Raw genomic sequence first — 21,060 nt, 5'->3', positions numbered from 1 at the left:
TCACGATCCGCCGCCCGGGACGAGCACGCCGTCCGGCCAGTTCGGCTGGATGACGTTCGGGGGCACGCCCGGCACCCGCAGGACGTCGCGCAGATAGCGGTTGTAGAGCGTGTTCCAGGTCGGGCCGGTCATCAGGTCGAGCAGCACCCGGTTGACGAAGGCGACGAAGTCGTCGTCGGCGGCCCGGTTCGCCGCGGCCTCGGCCGGGGAGAGGCCCGGCCCGAGATCGGTGCGGGCGATCGCCACGCCGTACGGCTCGTCGAGGACGGCCCGGCCGGCCGGGCCCAGCACGCCGTCGAACGCCTCCGGGCCCAGGACGGTGACGGTGGCGTCCTCGGCGCGCATCCCGGCGAGGATCGTGTCGTCGGTGGCCACCGCGTCCACCTCACCGCGCTGGAGCGCGGCCAGGCAGTCCACGATCCCCACCCGGTTCACCGCGATCGGCCGGCCGGGCCCGCGCACCAGGTTCGCGATCTTCTCGAACGAGGTGCTCCCCTGCGAGGAGCAGACCGGCCGCCCGGCCAGGTCGGCGACGGTGCGCAGGCCCGCGCCGGCCGTTACCAGGATGCGCATCGCGGCCTCGTAGTAGACCCCGGAGAAACGGACCCGTTCCTTGCGGAGGCAGGTCATCGTCATCGTGCCGGCGACGATGTCGACGGTGCCGTCGGCGAGCAGCGACTCCCGGTCCCGCGTGTCGACGGCGCGGATCTGGACCAGGTCGGGATCGCCGAGGATGACCCGGGCGATCTCGCGGGCGATGGCCGGGTCGAAACCCTCCACCTCCATGGTGTGCCAGTTCATCGACCCGAACGGCGGGGCCACCGTGGTCACCCCGACGCGTAGGTAGCCGTAGCGCCGGATCGCCTCGATCCGCGACCCGCGCGCTCCCGGCGGCGGCAGCGTGGCGAGCGGGGGCATGCTCGCGCGGGCGACGCAGGCCGGCGCCGACGGACCCGGCGACGCCGACGGCCCCGCGGTGCCGGCGGATGCCTCGGTACGGGCCGGGGCGGCGACGCCGTCGGCGGGTGGCAGCGGCCGGGCCTGACGGGGCAGCGGGCTGCCGGTCGTCGCGCAGCCCGGCAGCGCGGCGAGCCCCAGCCCGATCCCGAGCGCGGCGAGCGCGGCGGTCACCCGGGCGCGAGAGCCGGGCCGGCGGCGCCTGGTCACAGGTACTCCCGGACCCGGACGCCGATCCCGATCACGCAGCAGGACGCCGCGGTGAGCAGAGCGACCGGCAGGATCGCGGCGAGCAGGCGGACGTCGGCGGACGCGGCGTCCACGTCGGTGTCGAAGCCGCCGAGATGGCCGTTCACCAGCCCGTCCACCTGGGTGATGAACCGGTCGAAGTGCTCCGAGCGCAGGGTCATGCCGACCACGTCGTCGAAGACGTCCGGGCTGCCGGCGGCGTCACCGGTCGGACGCGGCGGGCGCCGCAGGGTCGCGACGACCTCGCCGCGCTCCCGCAACCAGGCGGAGAACTCGGCCGTCAGCCCGGCCCGCTCGGCGGGAAGCTCGGCCAGGGCGGCCGAGAGTGCGCCCCCCCTCGGGGTGGGGCGGCCGTCCAGGCCGTAGCCGAGGCCGGCGACCGCGCGCTGGAAGCACGCGTCGGCGCCGCCGCCGTTGCCCAGCGACGCCAGGGACAGGTACTCGCAGGTCCGCGCCTCAAGGGCGAGGGTGCGCGAGGCGGCCAGCAGGGTCATCGGCACGAAGTCGCCCCGCTGGGCGGCGGACAGCCGGCTCTGCTGCCCGCCGAGCAGGAACAGGCAGGCCACCGCGAGCGCGCCGAGCGCGCCGGTCGCGGCGAGCAGGCCGGCGTTGAGGATCCGCCGCGTGCGGCGGTGCACGTACACCTGCGCGCCCACGAGGGCGACCAGCGCGAAGGCCAGCACGAGGAGCAGCAGGTCCTCACCGTGGCCACCGGTCGCCCGGCGGTAGTCGGCGTCCACCCGGTCGCCGTAGGCGGTGACCAGCAGGTTCGTCTGGCCGAGGATGCTCGTCGCCATCAGGTCGGACGCCAGACGCTGGTAGGAGCCGCCGACGGTGTTTCCCGCCCGGGTGTTCGCGGACGCCTCGGCGACCAGGCCCACGTACTCGGGGATCAGGGTGGCGATCCGGCTCATCGCGCAGTGCGTGGCGGCCGCGGGAGAACCCGGTGCTCGGGCCGGCCCGCACTCCCCCGGGTCGACCTCCCGCAGGTCGAGCAGCGCCGTCGTCGCCGAACGCACCGCGGCGCTGTACTCGTTGGGGGCCGCCGGCGCGGTCCCGCGGGAAGCGGCGGCCCCGCCGGAAGCCGCGTCGTCACTCGTGGGCCCGGTGACGGTGGCGTCCCCGCTGTGGTCACCGGTGTAGAAGCCGCTGGCCTTCACCCGGTCGTAGTCCGCGCGGCGCTCCGCGGGCGACGACGGGCGGGACGGCACGAGATCGGCCCAGGCGAAGACGTTGGCCGCGGCGGTCGCGTCCGCCTGGGCGAGAGCGGCCCGCAGCCGCTCGGCGATGATCAGCGCGGCGGCGGACCGCTTCTGGAGGCTCTCCGTGGCGTCGAGGCGCTGGGCGACCACCGCGCGGCTCACCGCCCCGGCGAGCAGGAGCGCCCCGATCAGCACCGCGAGGACTCCGACGAACCGCGAGCCCGCGCCGACAGCGAGAAACTGGCGAACGGACCGGACGGCAGCCGGAGCCTGCGTCGTCACAGTCACGCATCGTACACAGTTCACCCAATCGCCGCAGCCGCGATGACCGCCGCCGGCGGACGTCCGATCAGGGCCCGGTGAGCCGCCAGGTGGGAGGTTCCCCGGGCCGCTCGCGCACAAGCCCGCGCCGTTCGAGCGCCCGCAGATGCGCGAGCGCCTCGGAGACGGCGCTGCGCTTCATGAAGCCCCCGATCTCGTCCCACGGCCGCGACCACGTCATGAGCCGGGCGACCTCCCAGGCGGTGGTCGCGCCGGGGCGCAGCGCGGCGGTCACCTCGGCGAACCGGTGCTCGTGGTGCAGGCGCAGCTCGGCCAGCCGGGACGACAGGCCTTCGAAGCGGTACTCGTGCGCCGGCAGCGTGCCCTCCGCGGGCAGGGTGTCGACCTTGTCCAGCGAGCGCAGGTAGTCGCCCAGCGGGTCGTCCGTGGCCCGCGGCTCGAACGGGATGTTCGGCGTGATCCGCGGCAGCACGTGGTCACCGGAGAGCAGCAGGCGGTTGGCCGGCTCCCAGAAGCACAGATGGCCCGGGGAGTGGCCGGGTGTCCAGACCGCGCGCAGGTCCCAGCCGGGCACGTCCGGGCGGTCCCCGTCCTCGAGCAGGATGTCCGGCTGCGGCAGCGCGGGCAGCGGGCCGGGCGGCAGCATGTCGACGGTGAAGTCCCGCAGGGCGTCGGCGGGCGCGCCGGCCCGCAGCATCCCCGCGTTCGCGGCCTCGAACAGCTCCATCGGATCGGTCGGATGGTCACGCAGCAGGGCGGCGTCCGCCGGGTGCAGCGCGATCCACGCCCCGGACGCCTCACGCAGCCGCCCGGCGAGACCGTAGTGGTCGGGGTGCATGTGGGTCGGCATGATCCCGCGCAGGTCCGTGACCTGGTAGCCGGCGATGGCCAGGCCCGCCTCGACCGCGGCGAAGGCGGCGTCGGTGTCCCAGCCGCTGTCGATCACGTAGGCGCCATGATCCGTCTCGAACAGGTAGACGAAAACGTGGCTCAGGCCGGACGTCGGCAACGGCACCGGGATGCTCCACAGGCCGGGCCGGAGCTGTTCCACGGGTGGCAGGCCCACTCCGGGGCGCCGCGCCACGGCGGTCACGCGCCGATCACCGCCAGCTGACGGTCGGGCTGCGTCATCCGATCACTCCCCCGCTCCGGCCCGCACGACGTCACAGGTACCGCGAGTGGAGCTGGTACCGCCGACGGCGGACGGGCAACGGTCGTCCGCTCCCGACCGGCCGGAGCCGCACCGGACACAGAGAGCGAACAGCCGGGACGATATTAGGTACCTGTTTAACACTACTAAACGACCGGTAGCGAGCGCCACGTATGCGCGGCACTCACCGAGGGCACCCGCGTCCGGCCAGACCCGCGGCGAGGGGCCGCCACACGAACAAATGCGATCAAGCGCAGAACGGTTCTTCGACAATTCCCGCCAAGATCCCCGCCAAGATCTTCAAAATCACCGCTCGCCGTCAACAAAGTTGACTATCTTGAGTTTCCCGGTTCGATCAGCCAAGTTCCCATGCGGCGCTAGGGTAAATCTCATCATGGCGGCACCAACCGGGGCGAGGCAGGCCAGCCTCAGCACACGATGATCATCGACCGAGGGCGGGTCGCGGCCGCACTGCCCGGCTACGCCCTCGGCGCCGAGCTCGGTTCCGGGGCGTTCGGGCTGGTCCTCGCCGGCGAGCACCGGCGGATGAGACGCCCGGTCGCGATCAAGGTGATGCGGGCCAACGGCCTGGACGACCTGGCGGTGACCTTCGACAGTGAGGCCCGCGCCCTCGGCGGGCTGGATCACCCCCACATCGTCCGTGCCTACGACTACCTCGAGGTTCACGGGCTCTGCCTGGTCATCATGGAACTGCTGCCCGGGGGGACCCTCACCCACCGCCGAGCGACCCTCAACCCGCAGCAGAGCTGCGCGGTCGCTCTCGCGGTGGCCGCTGCGCTGGACCACGCCCACACCCGCGGGATCCTGCACCGGGACATCAAACCCGACAACATCCTCTTCGCCGCCGACGGCACCGTGAAAGTCACCGACTTCGGCGTCGCGAAGATCTTCGAAGGGTCCGCGGCGAGCGCGAGTGGCCTGGCCGGCACCCCCCAGTACATGGCCCCCGAACAGATCATGGCCGGCCACCTGGGACCCGCGACCGACTTATACGCGCTCGGCATCGTGCTCTACCAGCTCCTCACCGGCTACCCTCCCTTCAACCCGCAACAACCCGTCCAGGCCCTGTGGCACCAGCACCTCAACAGCCCGCCCCCTCCACCGGCCGGCGTGCCCGACCCCGTCGCGCAGGTCGTGCTGCGGTCCCTGGCGAAGAACCCCACCGACCGCTCGGCGAGCGCCGCCGCGTTCGCCGCCGAGCTCGCGCAGGCGGTCACCGATGCCTACGGCCCCGGCTGGGCTGGCCGTACCGGCCTGCCCCTGCATCTACCCGACCCGGGCCGCCGCGCCCTCCACCTACCGCCCCCGGCCGCCATCACCCCGCCCAGGTCCGGCGCCGGTTCCGAATCAACCCTGCCCACCGACGCACCCTCCGTCCTCCTCTCGCCTCCGGCACCCCGACGCGGCCTCCGCCGTCTCCTCGCCGCCGGCGCGGCGACGCTCACCCTCGCGATCATCACCACCCTCCTCCTGGTGATCACCTCCGCGCACCACCCCCCGGCCACGCTCTCCGCCACCCCCTCCACGACACCGTCCACCACCCCGTCCGCCGGCCCCCGCTCGGAACCCTCAGCGATTGACCCCCAGCCCCTCGGCCAACCCTTCACCGGCCACACCGGCGGAGTGTGGGCGATGGCGTTCTCCTCCGACGGGCGCACCCTCGCCACCGCCTCCGGCGACAGGACCGCGCGGCTGTGGAACATCACCGACCCCGCCCACCCCCAGGCACTCGGCCAACCCCTCACCGGCCACACCGACGGGGTGACCTGGCTGGCGATCTCCCCGGACGGACGCACGCTGGCCACCACCTCCCTCGACGACACGGCGCGGCTGTGGAACATCACCGACCCCGCCCACCCCCAGGCACTCGGCCAACCCCTCACCGGCCACACCGACGACGTGAACTCAGTGGCGTTCTCCCCCGACGGGCGCACCCTCGCCACCGGCGCGACCGACAGCACCGCGCGGCTGTGGAACATCACCGACCCCGCCCACCCCCAGGCACTCGGCCAACCCCTTGGCCACCCCGGCGGGGTCTGCTCAGTGGCGTTCTCCCCCGACGGGCGCACCCTCGCCACCGGCGCGACCGACAGCACCGCGCGGCTGTGGAACATCACCGACCCCGCCCACCCCCAGGCACTCGGCCAACCCCTCACCGGCCACCTCGACGTCGTGAACTCGGTGGCGTTCTCCCCCGACGGACGCACGCTGGCCACCGCCTCCGTCGACGACACGGCGCGGCTGTGGAACATCATCGACCCGGCCCACCCCGAGGCCCTGGGGCAACCCCTCACCGGCCACACCGCCGACGTGTGGACGGTGGCGTTCTCCCCGGACGGACGCACCCTCGCCACCGCGTCCAGCGACAAGACCGCGCGGCTGTGGAACATCACCGACCCCGCCCACCCCCAGGCACTCGGCCAACCCCTCACCGGCCACACCGCAGAGGTCTATCTGGCGCTGTTCTCCCCGGACGGGCGGACCCTTGCCACCGCCTCGAACGACAAGACGGTACGGCTGTGGAAGATCCGCTAGGCGGCGCCGGCCGCGGAACTCCCGCACCCCCAGGTTCGACCCGGTGACTCCCGACCAGGCATACCGGGCTGCGATGGGTGGCAGCGTCGAATGGTGACCGTTGCGACGAGGGTGCCCCGCACCGGCCATGTCGCCTGCCGCACGGTCGCGGCCCACCGCGGTACCCGCTGCGCGTGGCACAGTCCGTCGAGCAGCGGCTGCGGCAGCATCCCCCGGTAACCGACCCGCCAGGACGACACATGCGCCTGCGCGATCCGGTCAACACACCTTAAAGATCACAAACGGGATCAGGGCATGTCAGCATCGTTGACTGTCTTGTGTGGACCACAGGCCGCGGATGTCCTCGCGATGGCTCTGAGCCCAACGGGTGATCCAGGCGCGCGGGCCCGCCGGAGGGTCGTCGCGCCATCCGACGACGTCCCAGCCGATGAGCTCGGTGAACAGGTCCCGGCCGGCGTCGGCGGCGCCGAGGGCGGCCAGGTCGAGCGCCAGGTGCAGCGCCGCGAACAGGGTCAGTGGATGTTCGTCGCCGAGCCGCGCCCGGGCGCCGGCCAGCGCGCGGGCGTGCAGGTCGCGGGCGTGCGCGCCGCGGCCGAGGCCACGCAGCGCGACACCGAGCACTGCGGCGGTCCACACGGTGTCCGGGTGGGCGGCGCCGGACGTCCGGCCACGGCGGGCGAGGGTCTCCGCCAGCAGGTCGTGGGCCGCCCCGTACTCCCCCAGCCGGGTCAGGGCATGGCCGAGGCTGTGCGCCGAGCGCAGGGTGTCGCGGTCGTCCGGGCCGAACACCGCCCGCTGCCGGTCGAGGGTGTCCCGCAGCAGGCGGGCGGACTCGTCGTGGTCGCCGCTGTCCGCGGCCGCGCGAGCCAGGTTCCACGCCGAGTGGAGGGTGTCGCGGTGCTGCCCGCCGAGCACCCGGGCCCGGCGGGCGTGGACGTCGCCCAGCAGCGCCCGCGCGGTGTCGTAATCGGCGAACCCGTCCGCGCGGATCGCGGCCTCGAGGTCGGCGGCGGCGAGCGTGTCCGGGTGGTCCGGGCCCAGCTGGCGGCACCAGCGGAGCCGGGCCCGGTGCGCGAGGTGCTCACCCGCCTCGTACCGGGCGGAGGCGGCCAGGTAACGGGCGGTGCGCAGCACCAGCCGGCGGAACTCCGGGCACTCCTCGGCGTTCTCTTCCTCGGCGTTCCGTTCCTCGGCGCCGCGCGTGGTGAGCGCGCGGACGTGTGAGGCGAGCGGGGCGAGCGCCGGCCAGGAGGCCGGGTCCACGGGATCGCGGCCGGCGCGGTCCGCACGGACCAGCAGTTGTTGGGCGCCGAGCAGGGCCGCCGCCCGCCGCCCGCCGGCCAGCCGGGCGCGCACCAGCGCCTGGATGTGCCCGGGCACCCGGATCGTCGCCCCGTCCCAGTCGGCCAGCCCGAGGCGGTCGAGCCGGCCCGCCGCGGCGGCGGTGCCGGCCGGCGCCCGGGTGAGGGCCAGGGGCTCCGCGGCGAGGAACGCCAGCTGGTCGAGGAGGGCGGCCGGGCCCGGGTCGACCCCGTCCAGTCGGGTACGGCTCGCCGCCACGGCCGCGGCCACCGGGTCGGTAACGGCCCTCGGATCGGTAACGGCCGCCCGACCGAGCAGGGCCAGGTAGTCCGCGACCGGCTGACCGGTCACCGCCAGGTGCCGACCGGCCAGCGCGACCGCGCAGGGGACGTCCGCCAGCGCCCCCGCGAGCGCCGCGGCGGCCGGCGGGCTGATCCCGCGATGGTGCTGGCGCAGCAGCAGGACCGACTCGTCCCGGCTGAGGTCGCCGACCTCGATCAGCACCGGCGTGAGCGTGGCCACCGCCGGCCCGCGGCTTGTCACGAGCAGCCGGCCGCTGTCCGGCGGGGCGACGACGGCCAGGGCGCGGGGATCACCGACACCGTCGTAGATCAGCAGCCAGTCCGAGCGCTGGCCGAGCTCGGCCCACAGGCGGCGCAGCACGGCGGCCCGGGGGCCGGCCGCCGGCGGGGCGACGACGGCGGCCAGCTCGGCCAGGCACGACTCGGCGCGTTCGGGTGTGTCCGCGGCCACCCACCACACCAGGCCGTAGTCGCCGGCGTGCCGGTGCGCGTACTCGACGGCGAGCCGCGACACGCCCATCCCGGCCGCGCCGCGCGCGGACACCAGCCCGACGGCACGTCCCCGGTCGGCGTCACGCCCCGGGCCGGCGGCCCGGCCGGCTCCCCGCGGGTGCAGCTCGCGGTGGAGGCGCCGGAGCAGCGCGCCGCGGCCCACGAAGAACGGGTCACGGCGCGGGACGTTCCACCCGGCCGGCTGCCAGTCGCCCGCGGCGCGCCCCACGGGGAACCCGGGGCGGGTCCCCCGGCACGGGTCCGGTCGGCCGCCGGTCACCACCCGCGTCACCTCGGCTCGGTCGGCTCAGGAGGTCAGGTCGACGCGACCCGCGTCGACCCCCGGGGACGAACCCGTCGACCGGTTTCCCCATCCTCGCCGACGGTCGGCGTCATCGGCCGCGTCCGCGCCGGGCTGGGTGGCGGTGGCGGTATCGCCGCAGGCCCGGGGCGTGCCGCCGGCTCCCGCCGCCGCCACCTCGGTGGGATCCACGCCGGACGCCGCAGGTTGTCGGGCCGGCGGCCGTCTCATGGTGCCGGGCCGTCTCATGGTGCCGGGCTGACGTCCAGCCGGATCAGGATGGACTTCGACGTCGGGGTGTTGCTGCGCTTCGCGGTGCTGTCGAGCGGCACCAGGACGTTGGTCTCCGGGAAGTAGGCGGCGGCGCAGCCGCGGGCGGTGGGGTAGGAGACCACCCGGAAGTCGGGGGCGCGGCGCTGAACACCGTCGGTCCAGACTCCGACCAGGTCGACCCGGGTCCCGTCGGCGATGCCGAGCTCGGCCAGGTCGTCCGGGCTGACGAGGACGACCCGGCGGCCGTGGCGGACCCCGCGGTAACGGTCGTCCAGGCCGTAGACGGTGGTGTTGTACTGATCATGGGAGCGGATCGTCTGCAGGAGCAGGTGGCCGGGGGGTGTCGGCCGGAGCTCGCAGGTGTTCACGGTGAACGCGGCCCGCCCGCTCGGCGTCGGGAAGGTCCGGCTGTCGCGGGGCGGGTGCGGCAGCAGGAAGCCGCCGGGCTCGTCGAGGCGGGCCTCGTAGTCGGCGAACCCGGGGACCACGTTCGCGATGTGCGCGCGGACCCGTCGGTAGTCCCCGGCCAGCGCCGCCCAGTCCACCGCGGGCGTGGTGGCGGCCGTGGCGGAGGCGGCCGTTTCCGTCGGCCCGGTGGCCGTGGCGGTGCGGCCGAGGGTCGCCGCGGCCAGGCCGCAGATGATCGCGACCTCGGAGCGCAGCTCGGGCCCGGCCGGGGCCAGCCGGCCGCGGGAGGCGTGCACGGAGCCCATCGAGTCCTCGACGCTGACCCGCTGCGGGCCGCCGGCCTGGACGTCCAGCTCGGTGCGGCCGAGCGTGGGCAGGATGAGGGCCCGCTCGCCGGTGACGGCGTGCGAGCGGTTGAGCGCGGTGGAGACCTGCACGGTGAGCCGGCACCGGCGGATCGCGTCCTCGGTGACGGCCGAGTCGGGCGTCGCGGCGACGAAGTTGCCGCCCATGGCGACGAACACCTTCACCCGGCCGTCGCGCATCGCCCGGATGGTGTCGACGACGTCCAGGCCATGGTGGCGGGGCGGCGCGAAGCCGAACTCGGTGCCGAGGGCGTCCAGGAACGCGTCGGGCATCCGCTCCCAGATACCCATCGTCCGGTCGCCCTGGACGTTGGAGTGCCCACGCACCGGGCAGACCCCCGCGCCGGGACGGCCGATGTTGCCCCGCAGCAGCAGGAAGTTCACCACCTCCCGGATCGTGGCGACGGCGTCCGGGTGCTGGGTGAGCCCCATCGCCCAGCAGACGATCACCTTGTCGGCGGCGAGGACCCGCCCGGCGAGCTCGTCGATCTCGGCCGGGCGCAGGCCGGTCGCGGCGGTGACGTCGTCGGGGGTCAGGTGGGTGCGGGCATGCGCGGCGAACTCCGCGAACCCGGTCGTGTGCGCGGCGATGAAGGCCTGGTCGAGGACGGTGCCGGGGTGGGCCCGCTCGGCGGCGAGCAGCCGGGCGGACAGCGCCTGGAACAGGGCCAGGTCCCCGCCGAGACGGATCTGCAGGAACTGGTCGGCGAGCGCGGTGCCCCGGCCGAGGACCCCGGAGACCCGCTGCGGGTTGCGGAACCGCATCAGCGCCGCCTCGGGCAGTGGGTTGACCGCGACGACGCTGCCACCGGCCCGCTTCAGCCGTTCCAGCGAGGTCAGCATCCGCGGATGGTTCGTGCCCGGATTCTGCCCGACGACGAGCACGAGGTCCGCCGTCTCCAGATCCTCCAGGGTGACGGAGCCCTTACCGACCCCGATCGTCTCGGTCAGCGCGGCACCCGACGACTCGTGGCACATGTTCGAGCAGTCCGGCAGATTGTTCGTGCCGAACGCGCGGGCGAAGAACTGGTAAAGGAAAGCGGCCTCGTTGCTCGTACGGCCCGAGGTGTAGAAGGCGGCCTCGTCCGGGCCGTCCAGACCGGTCAGCTCGTCGGCGACGATCCGGAACGCCTCGTCCCAGCCGATCGGGACGTAGTGGTCGCTGCCGGCGGCCTTGTACACCGGGCTGACGAGCCGGCCCCGCTCGCCGAGCCAGTGCCCGGAGCGGGCGGCGAGGTCGGTCAGGCTGTGCGCGGCGAAGAACTCCGCTGTCACCCGGGCCCGGGTGGCCTCCTGCGCGACGGCCTTCGCGCCGTTCTCGCAGAACTCGGCGCGGGAGCGGTCGTCCGGCCGTGGGTCGGGCCAGGCGCAGCCGGGGCAGTCGTAGCCGTCGTCCTGGTTGAGCAGGCGCAGGGTCTGGACCGAACGGCGCACGCCCATCAGCTCCCGGCAGCGCGCCAGCGCGTGGGCCACCCCGGGAACACCGGCGGCGGACGTCGCCGGCTCGCCGATCGCCAGCCGACCGTCACCCGGTTCGTCCGTCCTCGGCTCGCCCGTCCCCGGTTCGTCCGTCCTCGGTTCGCTGATCCTGAGCTCGGGGTCCATCGCGGTCCGTCCGTCGTCGGGGGCTCGCTGGCGCCGCGGCCGTCCGTCCACCCGACGCTACGCGCGGCGCGCGCGAGCGGTACGCGCCGGCGGGACGTGCCGGGTCACGGGACGTCCGCCGGGTCAGCCGAGCGGCCGCTCCCGGTCGCGCAGCGCGGCCAGGACGGGGGCGTACATCCGCGCCTTGATGGTTCCCAGGGTGCTCCCCGCCCGACGGACCTGGGCACGCGCGAGCTCCAGGCCGGTGCCGCGGACCTCCTCCGCCGCCACCGCCTGGTCGACGATGCCGGCGGCGCGGGCGTCGAGGCCGCCGTAGCGGCGGGCCGTGGTCATCGCCTCGTGCGCGGCCTGCGGGCTCAGCCGGGCCTGGATCAGCGCGGACATCGCCGGGGTGAAGGGGATGTCGATGTCGGCCTCGGGCAGGCACCAGTAGCCGCGGTCGGCCCGCATCACCCGGAAGTCGTGCGCCAGGGAGAACATCGCACCTGCGGCGAACGTGTGCCCCTGCAGCGCGGCGACGGTGACGACCGGCAGGGCGAGCACCCGGGCCAGCAGTTCGTGGACGCTTATCGCGTATTCCTGCTGCCGGTCGGCGTGCGCGAGCAGCCAGTCCAGGTCCAGTCCGGTGGAGAAGTACTTCCCGGTCGCGACGGTCACCAGGGCCCGCGGCCCCGTCGTTTTCTCCACCTCGTCCAGTGCCGCGTCGACGGAGGCGATCCAGTCCGGGTGAAAACGGTTCTCCCCGTCCCCGATGTCGAGGACGAGGACGTCGTCGTGGCGGTCGAGCGTGGGCACGGCGGCTCCCTCTGGGCGGACGTGTTCGGCTGGTACGGCTGGGCTGTCGGGGGGCGGGTCGGAGTTCACCCGGCCGCGGCGGTTCCCGGCACCCGCGTCACCTCGGCCCACCGGCGGATCGTCGTGTCGCGAGTATGACTCCGACGCGCTGCGCCTAAGGGCGGCGCGTCCACAGGAATGTCCGTATCGTCCCGAAAGTCAGCGAAGTCACGTTGGCGGGTGGGGGGCATCCGACAGAACAGCCGAGCGGGAACCGGCGGCCGCAGGGACTGGCGACAGACGACACCGGTCGGCCATCCGTGGCCCGCTCAGAAAGGGACGACAATGAGACACGCTCAGACCCGATGGACCCGACTGCCCCGACTGGCGGCGGTCGGAACGGCGATGGGACTCGCCCTGACGCTGGGCGCCTGCGGGGGCGGCTCGGACGGCGCCGACGCCGGCGAGGCCGCGTCGTCCGGCGCGGGCGCGGGCGCGGGCGCGGGCGGTCCGCTCAACGGGATCGAGAGCAAACCGGCCACGGAGATCGTCTCGGCGGCGGCCACGGCGCTGCGCGCGGTCGACAGCGTGCACTTCGCCGGCGACGGGGTCGACGACGGCAAGCCGGCGTCGGTCGACCTGCGGCTGGACTCCCACGGCACCGTCACCGGGTCGATGAACACCAACGGCATGCGGATCGAGGTGCTCCGTTTCGCCGGCGTGGCTTACCTGCGCGGCGAGGGTCTCGTGGCGGCGTACCCGGGCGCCCGGCCCGAGCAGTGGGTCAGGACCGGCCCGATCCCCAGCGAGGACGACCTGACCCTCGACGGCGTGGCGGACGAGATCGACGACATCGCCGACGACATCAAGGCCGGCGAGAAGCCGACCGTCGAGCGGGTCACCGAGCAGAACCAGCCCGCGGTGAAGGTGACGACGAAATCCCACACCCTGTACGTCGCGAACGTCGGCCCGCCCCTGCCCCTGCGCCAGACCGGCACCGGTCTGGACAGCGGCACGACCGACGCCACGTTCACCGAGTTCGGGCAGCCGGTCACGGCCACCGCCCCCACCGACGTCTTCCAGATCCCGCAAGCCGCCTCCTGACCCGGGTTCCCCCCGGTTCTCCGGCACCGCCCGCCGGGCACGCACCCGCGTGCCCGGCGGGCCTCACGCGTCCGTGGGCACCGTTCCGCGGTCGCCGGGCGGCGGCGGCGGGCACCCGCCCGCCGCCCGGTTTCTCCGAATTCAACCGCGATCAATAAGAATTGAAATCGCTATCGACGAACACTGAGTCGCTGTTATCTCGAACACAGCTGACCCGGGAATCCCCGGGCGACACTCCGGCCACGGTGCGACCGGCCGACATCCGAGCGGCGCAGGTCACACATTCGGACGGGCTATGTGAAAAGGCCATCACCCACGAGGGAGGTGATTTGCCGGTGGCCCGCCTTATCGTGGGAAGCCGAGTAACCCGCGGGAACCCGGGTCACCGCGCCGAGGCCGCTGGCCGCGTCGCGATCACCGGGCCGAGGCCGACGGCCACGGTCAGCTGGCCACGGCCAGCGGGAGCCGCGGGCGCGCGCACCGAGGAGCGGGTGCGCACACGACAGCAGTGATCGGAGTACGCGCATGGCGCACGGTCAGACGGCCCCCGTCGCCGTCCAGGCATCCCCGACCCAGGTGCCCCGCCAGCCCCCCGGCCGGACCGGTCCCCGCGGCCCGCACACCGGCCGGCCCCGGTCCGGCGAGGAGGCCGCGCGTCGCCCCGGCACCGGTGGCCCCGGCGTCGGCGGCCCGCGCGCCGGTGAGCCGCTCCCCGGCATCGACCCGGTCGACGGCCAGTGGCCCGGGACCACCGGCTCGGCGCAGGGCACCCCGCCGCGCCGCCCCGGCTCCGTCCGGCGGACGACCTCGATCATGATGGAGCGCCCGGACGGCCTCACCGGCCCGCTGCACCTCACCGGGGTCGGCCGTGACCTGCTGACCACCGCCACGGGCGAGACGCGGGTCCTCGGCGAGGCACGGCTGCGCGTCGTCCTCGACTACATGGCCGCGCCCGGCCCCGTCCTCGAGATCGAGTCCGAACCGGCCGTACCCGGCTTCGCGAGCCTGGTCGGCGCCTCGGCGCGGGCCGGCTTCCGCGGCGCCGCCCGGCAGATCCTCGCCGCCGCCGACGCGGCCGGCGCCAACCCGGCCGACGGCACTGCCGCCGGCGACGGTGCCGGTGCCGGTGCCGGTGCCGCCGGGGTGTCCTCCACCCGGCGCTCGCTGCTCGAACAGCTCCTCGACGACGTGCCCGTGGCGACCCTGGTGTCGGGCTCCGCGCTCGGGCGCAACGGCATCTTCCGCGAGAAGCCGTCGACGCACGCCGGCGCGGAGGCCGGCGGCAACCCGATGCTGGAGGTCTGCGCCGGCTGGCAGCGCGACGGCCTGCTCGCGAGGCTGTCCGCCGAGCGCAGCGCCGACTCGCGGGCCAGGGTGCGCACGACCAGCGTCCGGGCCGGCGACCTCGCGCTCGACGAGGACCCGCTCGGGTGGCATCCGCTGCCCCCGCTGGGCCCCCACGCCATGCGCCGCCTGCGCCGAATCGATCTCGTCCCGATCGGCGACGTACCCACCGCCACCGGATCCACCCGGGACGGGGCCGCCCAGGCCGGACCCGCGGACGGGGCCGCGGCCTTCCAGGTCGACGCGCTGATGCGCGACACCTACCAGGAGCCGGCCGGCGCCGAGGTCGTCGTGCACGAGTACGGGATCGACGCCGCGGTCGACCAGGCGGCCCGCGTCGTGCGCTCGGTGGGTCGGGCCGGGGTCCTGCCAGGCCCCGAGTGCCCGCAGGCGCTGGCCAGCGCCGAGCGTGTCGTGGGGCTCGGCGCCGCGGACCTGCGCCGCACCGTCTCCCGCACCTTCACCGGGACGACCACGTGCACGCACCTCAACGACACCCTGCGCGCCCTGGGCGATCTCCCCGACCTGATCGAGCGGCTCCGCTCGGCCACCGCCCGCTGAGGATGGCCGACGGGGCGCCGTCATCAGGCCTTCCGCGCCGGGCATCCGGGACAAAAGTCCTGTTCCCGGAGTCCGTAGCGGCCGACCTCCCGCCCGAGGGGCCGCAGCGCGTCCCCCCGCGGGTACCTTGACGATCATGAGTGGTGTTCGTGTCTTCCTGCTGGACGATCACGAGATCGTCCGCCGGGGCATCCGGGAGATGCTGGAGGACTCCGGGGACATCGAGGTCGTCGGCGAGGCGTCGACCGCGGCCTCCGCGCTGCGGCGCATCCCGGCCGCCCGTCCGGACGTCGCGGTGCTCGACGCCCGGCTGCCGGACGGCAGCGGGATCGAGGTGTGTCGGGAGATCCGTTCGGCGCAGCCCGCCGTCGGCTGCCTCATCCTGACCTCCTACGACGACGACGACGCGCTCTTCGCCGCGATCATGGCGGGGGCCTCGGGGTATCTGCTGAAGCAGATCCGGGGCAACGACCTGGTCGGGGCGATCCGCACGATCGCCGCGGGGCGCTCGCTGCTCGATCCCGCCGTCACCCAGAAGGTGCTGGCCCGGCTGCGCGACGAGCCTGCCGAGGACGAGCAGCTCGCCGCGCTGGGCAGCCGGGAACGCCAGATCCTCCGGCTGATCGCCGAGGGCATGACGAACCGCCAGATCGCGGGCTGCGTCCACCTGTCGGAGAAGACGGTGAAGAACTACGTGTCGGCGATCCTCGGCAAGCTCGGCCTCACCAGCCGCACCCAGGCAGCCGTGTTCGCGGCCCGGCTCAAGAACTGACCGCCGGCCGGCCGGCCGGCGACCCCCGGGGCCGGCGGGCGGCCCGCCGTCAGCCGCGCGTAAGTGCCTCCCGCCAGTGCCAGGCGGGCGAGGTGCCGTCGCCGCGCGGCTGCCCCAGGTAGAGGGCGGAGGCCCCGGTCACGGCGTCGATGGAGTAGGCCACGACGAGCGTCACCTCCGCCCCGCCCGGTGGCCGCGCACCCGCCCGGTGGTCGCTCCCGCTCTCGCGCGGCCAGGGGATGCGGTCGAGATCGCCGCCGCCCGACGGCCGCACCAGGATCCGCCGGTCTCCCGCCCGCCACGCCGGCGAGCCGTTCAGGTCGTCGCGGACGACCACGCCCGGGGGCACCCGGGGCATCGACTGGACGTCCCGCGGGGCCAGGCCCGCCGCCAGCGGGTCCCCGGGCAGGTCGAGGCAGTGGAAGACCCGGTCGAGGCGGTCACGGAACAACCGGAGCGCGGTGCGCCCGGCCCAGCTCTGGTCGTGTCCCGCCCGCGGGTCGAAAGTGTGCACGGTCTGCCGGCGCGCGCTCGCCCAGGCCCAGCAGATGCCGTCCAGAACGCCGAGCCGCTCCAGCGCGCGCAGCGCCTCCACCCGCTCGCTCATACTCCGACGGTAGGCGGGCAGGAGGTGCCGGACCCGGCCCTGGAGCGGTTTTCGAAACATTCCCGAGCAGGTGCCCGCGGACGTCCGCACCTGGCTTCGGACGTCTCGCCCGATCGGCCCATCGCCACCACCATCGGACCGCGTGACGTCGCCCCGGGCGCGACGGCCCGGGTCGCGGCCGGGCTTGTCCTGTTGCCGACAGCGCGGGCCTCAGCACGCAACCAGAACTGATCGCTGCGCATCATGACTGACGGAACGGCGCGCGGCCCGGCGCGCCGGCCAACCGCCGGAGGGCTCATGGACGCGTGCCGCAGCGCCGAGGATCCAGCCACCGCGCCCGGCAGCCGGCCCGCCGCCGCCCCTCTCCAGCCCGATGATCCCTCCGAGCTGGGGCGCTACCGCGTTCTCGGGCGGCTCGGCGAGGGTGGGATGGGCACCGTCTTCCTGGGCACCGCCCCCGACGGCCGGCCTGTCGCGATCAAGATGATCCGGGCGGAGGTCGCCGGCGTGCCCACGTTCCACGCGCGCTTCCGCCGGGAGGCCGAGCTCGCCCGCCGGGTGGCCCGGTTCTGCACCGCCGAGCTGCTGGACGCCGTCGACCCGCCCGACGGGCCGCCCTTCATCGTCACCGAGTTCGTGGACGGCCCCACGCTGGCCGCCGCGGTCGCCGCCGGTGGCCCGCTCGGTGCCGCCGACCTGGAACGGGTGGCCGTCAGCGTGGCCGCGGCGCTGACCGCCATCCACGGCGCCGGCCTGGTCCACCGCGATCTCAAGCCGGCGAACGTCCTGCTGTCGTCCCTGGGCCCGCGCGTCATCGACTTCGGCATAGCTCACGCCGCGGACCTCACGCACGTCACGCGGGACTCGATCGTCGGAACGCCGGCGTTCATGGCCCCCGAACAGGCACAGGCGCAGCCGGTGTCCGGCGCGGCCGACGTGTGGGCCTGGGCCGGCCTGGTCGCCTTCGCCGGAACCGGGCGGCTGCCGTTCGGACTCGGACCGCCCGACGCGCAGATCTTCCGGATCGTCCACGGCGACCCGGATCTCGACGGGCTGGACCCGGCGCTGGGCGCCGTCGTCCGGCGGGCGATGAGCCGGCGGCCCGCGGACCGCCCCACCGCTCAGGACCTGCTACGACAGTTGGTCACCCTCGGCGTCGAGGTCCCGGCACCGGCGTCAGCGGCCCTCGCCCTCCCCGCGACGGACCATGGGGCGCCACCCCCGGGTGGGTCGCCCACGCACGACCCGGTCCCGCGCTCCAGCCCGGGCGGTGTGGCCGCCCACCCGGCCGGTGTGGCCGGCGGCTCTCCCATCGCGGCCGGGCGGCCGCGGCCGGGTCGCCGCCGCTTTGGACGCCTGCTCGTCGCCGCGCTGGTCGGGGTCGTCGTCCTGGCCGGTGGGTGGCTGCTCCTCCAGCCGCTGGCCGGCCGCGACGACCCCGACGCCCGTATCAGCACAACCGCGGCGCCGAGCGACCAGACGCCGCCACCGGACGGCGAGACGCCGGGCGGCGGGCCCGCAGACCCGGACACGGCGACGACCACCGGACCCGGGGCGGGCAAGGGCGCCGAGGAGGTCACCCAGCCCGGCGAGCCCGGTGGGCCCGTCGAGGTCCCGGACGTCGTCGGCCGGCCGATCGCCGAGGCGGAGGAGGCGCTCCGCGCCGCCGGGCTGACGGACATCACCCGCACCACGCGGCTCGACGACCGGCCCGTGGGCTCCGTCATCGGGATACTTCCCGCGGCGGGCAGCGAGGTGCCCCGGAACACGGCGATCGAGCTCACCGTGTCCGACGGGGCGCCGCACACCACCGTCCCCGACCTCGTCGGGCGCTCGGAGGTGGACGCCCGCGCCGGGATCTACTCCGCCGGCCTGCGGATGATCCTCCAGGAGAACGACGGGCCGTCCAGGATCGGGCCGGGACTGGTGGAACGGACCGACCCGCCGGGCGGAACCCAGGTCGCCTACGACACGACGGTGACGGTCACCATCGTGAGCCGGCAGGTGGCGGTTCCCGACGTGGTCGGTCAGAGCGCCGCCGCGGCCACCGTGACGCTGCGGGACCGCGGCTTCGACGTCGTCGAGGAACGGGGCACGGGCGCGCAGCCGCCGGGAGTCGTGATCGCCCAGACGCCCCGGGCGGGCCTCGTCACCCGGGGGGCGACCGTCACGATCACCGTGAGCCGGCCTCGGCCGGACGGCGACTCGCCGGTCACCGGGACTCCGGTGCCCCCGGGCCCCTGACCGGCGCCGGGTCCGCGAGGGCGGTCGGGAGGTCGCCCGCGTGGATCACCGCCAGGGAGGTCACCGCCCGGGTCAGCACCACGTAGAGCCGGCGCAGTCCCTGGACCGGGCCCGGCCCGGAGCGGGCGACCGACGCCGGGTCGACGAGGACCACGTGGTCGAACTCGAGCCCCTTCGCGAGAGAGGCGGGCACGACCGTCACCGGCCGGGACGTCTGCCCGTCCGGCGCAGGCGTGTCGGCGGGCGCGGCGTCGTCGGTCAGCTCAGCGTCGTCGGCGAGGGCGGTGGCGGGCTGGCCCGCCGCGCGCAGCGCCGCCGTCAGCGTGCCGACGGTCTCGTCCGGGGCGATCACCGCCACCGAGCCGCCGCGGCCCGCCTCGGCGCGGACCTGGCGGGCCGCCTCGCCGACCAGGTCGTCCGGCGGGGCGGCGATCACCCGCAGCGCACCCGGGACGGCGCGGGTCGACGACGCGGGCGGCAGGTCCGGCGCGATGCTCGGAAGCAGGCGGTCGGCGAACGAGAGGATCTCGGCCGGTACCCGATGGCCCCGGGTCAGCACCTCCAGCCGCGCGGCGGGCTTGCCGAAGTGGCCGAGCGCCTGCTCCCAGGAGCGCGCGGCCCAGGCGGTGGTGCCCTGGGCCAGATCCCCCAGGACGGTGAGCGACCCGGTCGCGCACCGGCGCCCGACGGCCCGGCACTGCATGGCCGAGAGGTCCTGGGCCTCGTCGACGATGACGTGCCCGAACGCCGGCACACCGTCGATCAGGTCCAGCGCCTCGTCCAGACAGAACAGGTCGGCCCGCGACCAGCGGGCGGTTCGTCGCGACGTGGGCCGGTCGGCCAGCAGCAGGCGCTGTTCCGGCCCGGAGAGCACGCCGTCGGCGGCGCGGGCGAGCAGCTCGGGGTCGGTGAACAGCCGGTGGATCAGCCCGACCGCGTCGGTGCGCGGCCACACGGTGTCGACCGCTGCCCGGACGGACCGGGTGCGGGCGAGGCGCTCCACCGCGGAGTCCGCCGGCAGGTGCCCCCGCTCCTCGGCCCGGCGGACCACCGCGGCGGCGATCCGTCGGCCGAGCAGGTCCCGGGCCACGCGGTGGCGATGGCCGGCCGACCGGATGCCGGCGGCCAGGTCGGCGATCTCGGCCCCGCTCACCGTCCAGCGGCCGAGCGGGCTCGTGATCGAGACCGCGGATGGGGACCCGTCGGGCCAGGTGGCGCCGAGCGCCCGCCGGATCACCACGGCCAGCCGGGCGTCGCCCTTGAGCTCGGCGACCGGCTCCGGGTCGGTTCCGCGCACCGGCGCGAGGTCCACGAGGGCGTTGAGACTGCGGTGGGTGACGGTGAACTCGCCGAGCGCGGGCAGGACCGCGCCGATGTAGCGGAGGAAGGCCCGGTTCGGCCCCACGACGAGCACCCCGGAACGGCTGAGCCGCTCCCGGTGGGCGAACAGCAGGTAGGCGGCCCGGTGCAGGCCGACCGCGGTCTTGCCCGTGCCCGGCGCGCCTTGGACGCAGACGCTCACCTCGAGATCGGCCCGGACGATCTCGTCCTGCTCCGGCTGGATCGTCGCGACGATGTCCCGCATGGGCCCCGACCGGGGCCGGGCGATCTCACGGGTGAGCAGGTCGCGGCCGGTCGGCCCGCCGGCCCGAGCGGCGCCCGGCGGCGGCCCGGCGAGTGGCTCCTCCTCGAACGCGGTGAGCTCGGCGCCGTCGAACCCGAACCGGCGCCGCGCCTGGAGCCCCATCGCGTCGCCCCGGTGGGCGCGGTAGTAGGGACGGGCGATGTCGGTACGCCAGTCGACGATCAACGGATCATCGCCGGCGGCCTCCCGCACGTGGCGCCGTCCCAGATGGACGTGCCGCCCCGGCGCGGCGGCAGCGTCCGCGGCGTAGTCGATCCGCCCGAAGAACAGCGGTGCCCCGTTCGCGGGGTCGCTCAGCGCCTCGAGCCGCCGCCGCCGCGCCGCCCGCAGGAAGGCGTTCGTCACCTTGTCCGCGACGGGGTCCCCTTCGGGGATCTCCGTCGCCTCGGCCTCGTGCCGCATCCGGGCCAGCGCCGCGCGGGCGCGGTCCAGGTGACGGCGCTCGGCGGCGAGCTCCGCCGACCACGGATCCCCGGTCGGTGGATCCGCTGTCAGCGGATCCACCGACCGGGGATCCCCGTCGCGTCCCTCGGCCGCGCCGTCACCCATGAGGACCCCTCTACTT

14 protein-coding genes are annotated in these 21,060 nt (G+C 75.1%); 6 read left to right on the top strand and 8 right to left on the bottom strand.

The features are described 5' to 3' along the window. The 3 genes from B056_RS37775 to B056_RS0123945 form a co-directional block, all read right to left on the bottom strand. Positions 1–1,167, bottom strand: coding sequence for a transporter substrate-binding domain-containing protein (locus tag B056_RS37775; protein ID WP_154677212.1), 1,167 nt, complete (start codon positions 1,165–1,167; stop codon positions 1–3). Further along, the gene (locus tag B056_RS0123950) at positions 1,164–2,690 is read right to left on the bottom strand and encodes a hypothetical protein (protein ID WP_018504394.1); all 1,527 of its coding nucleotides are present in this window, start codon (positions 2,688–2,690) and stop codon (positions 1,164–1,166) included. Before B056_RS0123950 ends, B056_RS37775 begins: the two co-directional genes overlap by 4 nt. Positions 2,691–2,757: 67 nt before the next feature. Beyond that, positions 2,758–3,783 carry an MBL fold metallo-hydrolase gene (locus tag B056_RS0123945; protein ID WP_020572669.1) on the bottom strand — a complete coding sequence of 342 codons (1,026 nt, stop codon included), beginning with the start codon at positions 3,781–3,783 and terminating at the stop codon, positions 2,758–2,760. Between the two features lie 495 nt (positions 3,784–4,278). Between B056_RS0123945 and B056_RS0123940 the strand changes: the two genes are divergently transcribed. Then, positions 4,279–6,396 (top strand): WD40 repeat domain-containing serine/threonine protein kinase, encoded by a 2,118-nt coding sequence (locus B056_RS0123940; protein WP_018504392.1) that lies wholly within the window; start codon positions 4,279–4,281, stop codon positions 6,394–6,396. Positions 6,397–6,693: 297 nt separating this feature from the next. Here B056_RS0123940 and B056_RS0123935 read toward each other — a convergent pair whose 3' ends face one another. The 3 genes from B056_RS0123935 to B056_RS0123920 form a co-directional block, all read right to left on the bottom strand. Then, the gene (locus tag B056_RS0123935) at positions 6,694–8,721 is read right to left on the bottom strand and encodes a tetratricopeptide repeat protein (protein WP_230203158.1); all 2,028 of its coding nucleotides are present in this window, start codon (positions 8,719–8,721) and stop codon (positions 6,694–6,696) included. Between the two features lie 317 nt (positions 8,722–9,038). Beyond that, on the bottom strand, positions 9,039–11,444 hold the full coding sequence (locus tag B056_RS0123925) for an FdhF/YdeP family oxidoreductase (RefSeq protein ID WP_018504389.1): 2,406 nt from the start codon (positions 11,442–11,444) through the stop codon (positions 9,039–9,041). A gap of 123 nt (positions 11,445–11,567) precedes the next feature. Beyond that, a complete protein-coding gene (locus B056_RS0123920) occupies positions 11,568–12,239 on the bottom strand; it encodes an enoyl-CoA hydratase-related protein (protein ID WP_018504388.1) in 672 nt (223 codons plus the stop codon). Here B056_RS0123920 and B056_RS44690 point away from each other — a divergent pair. The 4 genes from B056_RS44690 to B056_RS0123900 all read left to right on the top strand — a co-directional run bounded on the left by B056_RS44690 (position 12,219) and on the right by B056_RS0123900 (position 15,999). Beyond that, positions 12,219–12,377, top strand: coding sequence for a hypothetical protein (locus tag B056_RS44690; RefSeq protein WP_230203157.1), 159 nt, complete (start codon positions 12,219–12,221; stop codon positions 12,375–12,377). The two genes, B056_RS0123920 and B056_RS44690, sit on opposite strands and share 21 nt — an antisense overlap. 246 nt (positions 12,378–12,623) lie before the next feature. After that, complete coding sequence (locus B056_RS0123915; protein WP_018504387.1) at positions 12,624–13,322, top strand: hypothetical protein; 699 nt, start codon at positions 12,624–12,626, stop codon at positions 13,320–13,322. Positions 13,323–13,847: 525 nt separating this feature from the next. Further along, the gene (locus tag B056_RS0123905; protein WP_018504385.1) at positions 13,848–15,227 is read left to right on the top strand and encodes a DUF2889 domain-containing protein; all 1,380 of its coding nucleotides are present in this window, start codon (positions 13,848–13,850) and stop codon (positions 15,225–15,227) included. A 136-nt stretch (positions 15,228–15,363) separates the two neighbouring features. Continuing rightward, entirely contained in the window at positions 15,364–15,999 is a 636-nt protein-coding gene (locus B056_RS0123900; RefSeq protein WP_018504384.1) for a response regulator, read from the top strand. 49 nt (positions 16,000–16,048) lie between these two features. Here the strand turns inward: B056_RS0123900 and B056_RS0123895 are convergent, their stop codons facing one another. Further along, positions 16,049–16,606 (bottom strand): hypothetical protein, encoded by a 558-nt coding sequence (locus B056_RS0123895; RefSeq protein WP_018504383.1) that lies wholly within the window; start codon positions 16,604–16,606, stop codon positions 16,049–16,051. A gap of 297 nt (positions 16,607–16,903) precedes the next feature. On the opposite strand from B056_RS0123895, the gene B056_RS45805 reads away from it, so the two are divergent. Then, a complete protein-coding gene (locus B056_RS45805) occupies positions 16,904–18,850 on the top strand; it encodes a PASTA domain-containing protein (protein ID WP_051105726.1) in 1,947 nt (648 codons plus the stop codon). On the opposite strand, the gene B056_RS0123885 is transcribed toward B056_RS45805, so the two are convergent. After that, positions 18,819–21,044 (bottom strand): HelD family protein, encoded by a 2,226-nt coding sequence (locus B056_RS0123885; RefSeq protein WP_018504382.1) that lies wholly within the window; start codon positions 21,042–21,044, stop codon positions 18,819–18,821. The two genes, B056_RS45805 and B056_RS0123885, sit on opposite strands and share 32 nt — an antisense overlap. Between the last annotated feature and the right edge of the window lie 16 nt (positions 21,045–21,060).

Source organism: Parafrankia discariae (assembly GCF_000373365.1).
GTDB lineage: Bacteria > Actinomycetota > Actinomycetes > Frankiales > Frankiaceae > Parafrankia > Parafrankia discariae.
This window is presented reverse-complemented; position numbering and strand designations above follow the sequence as displayed.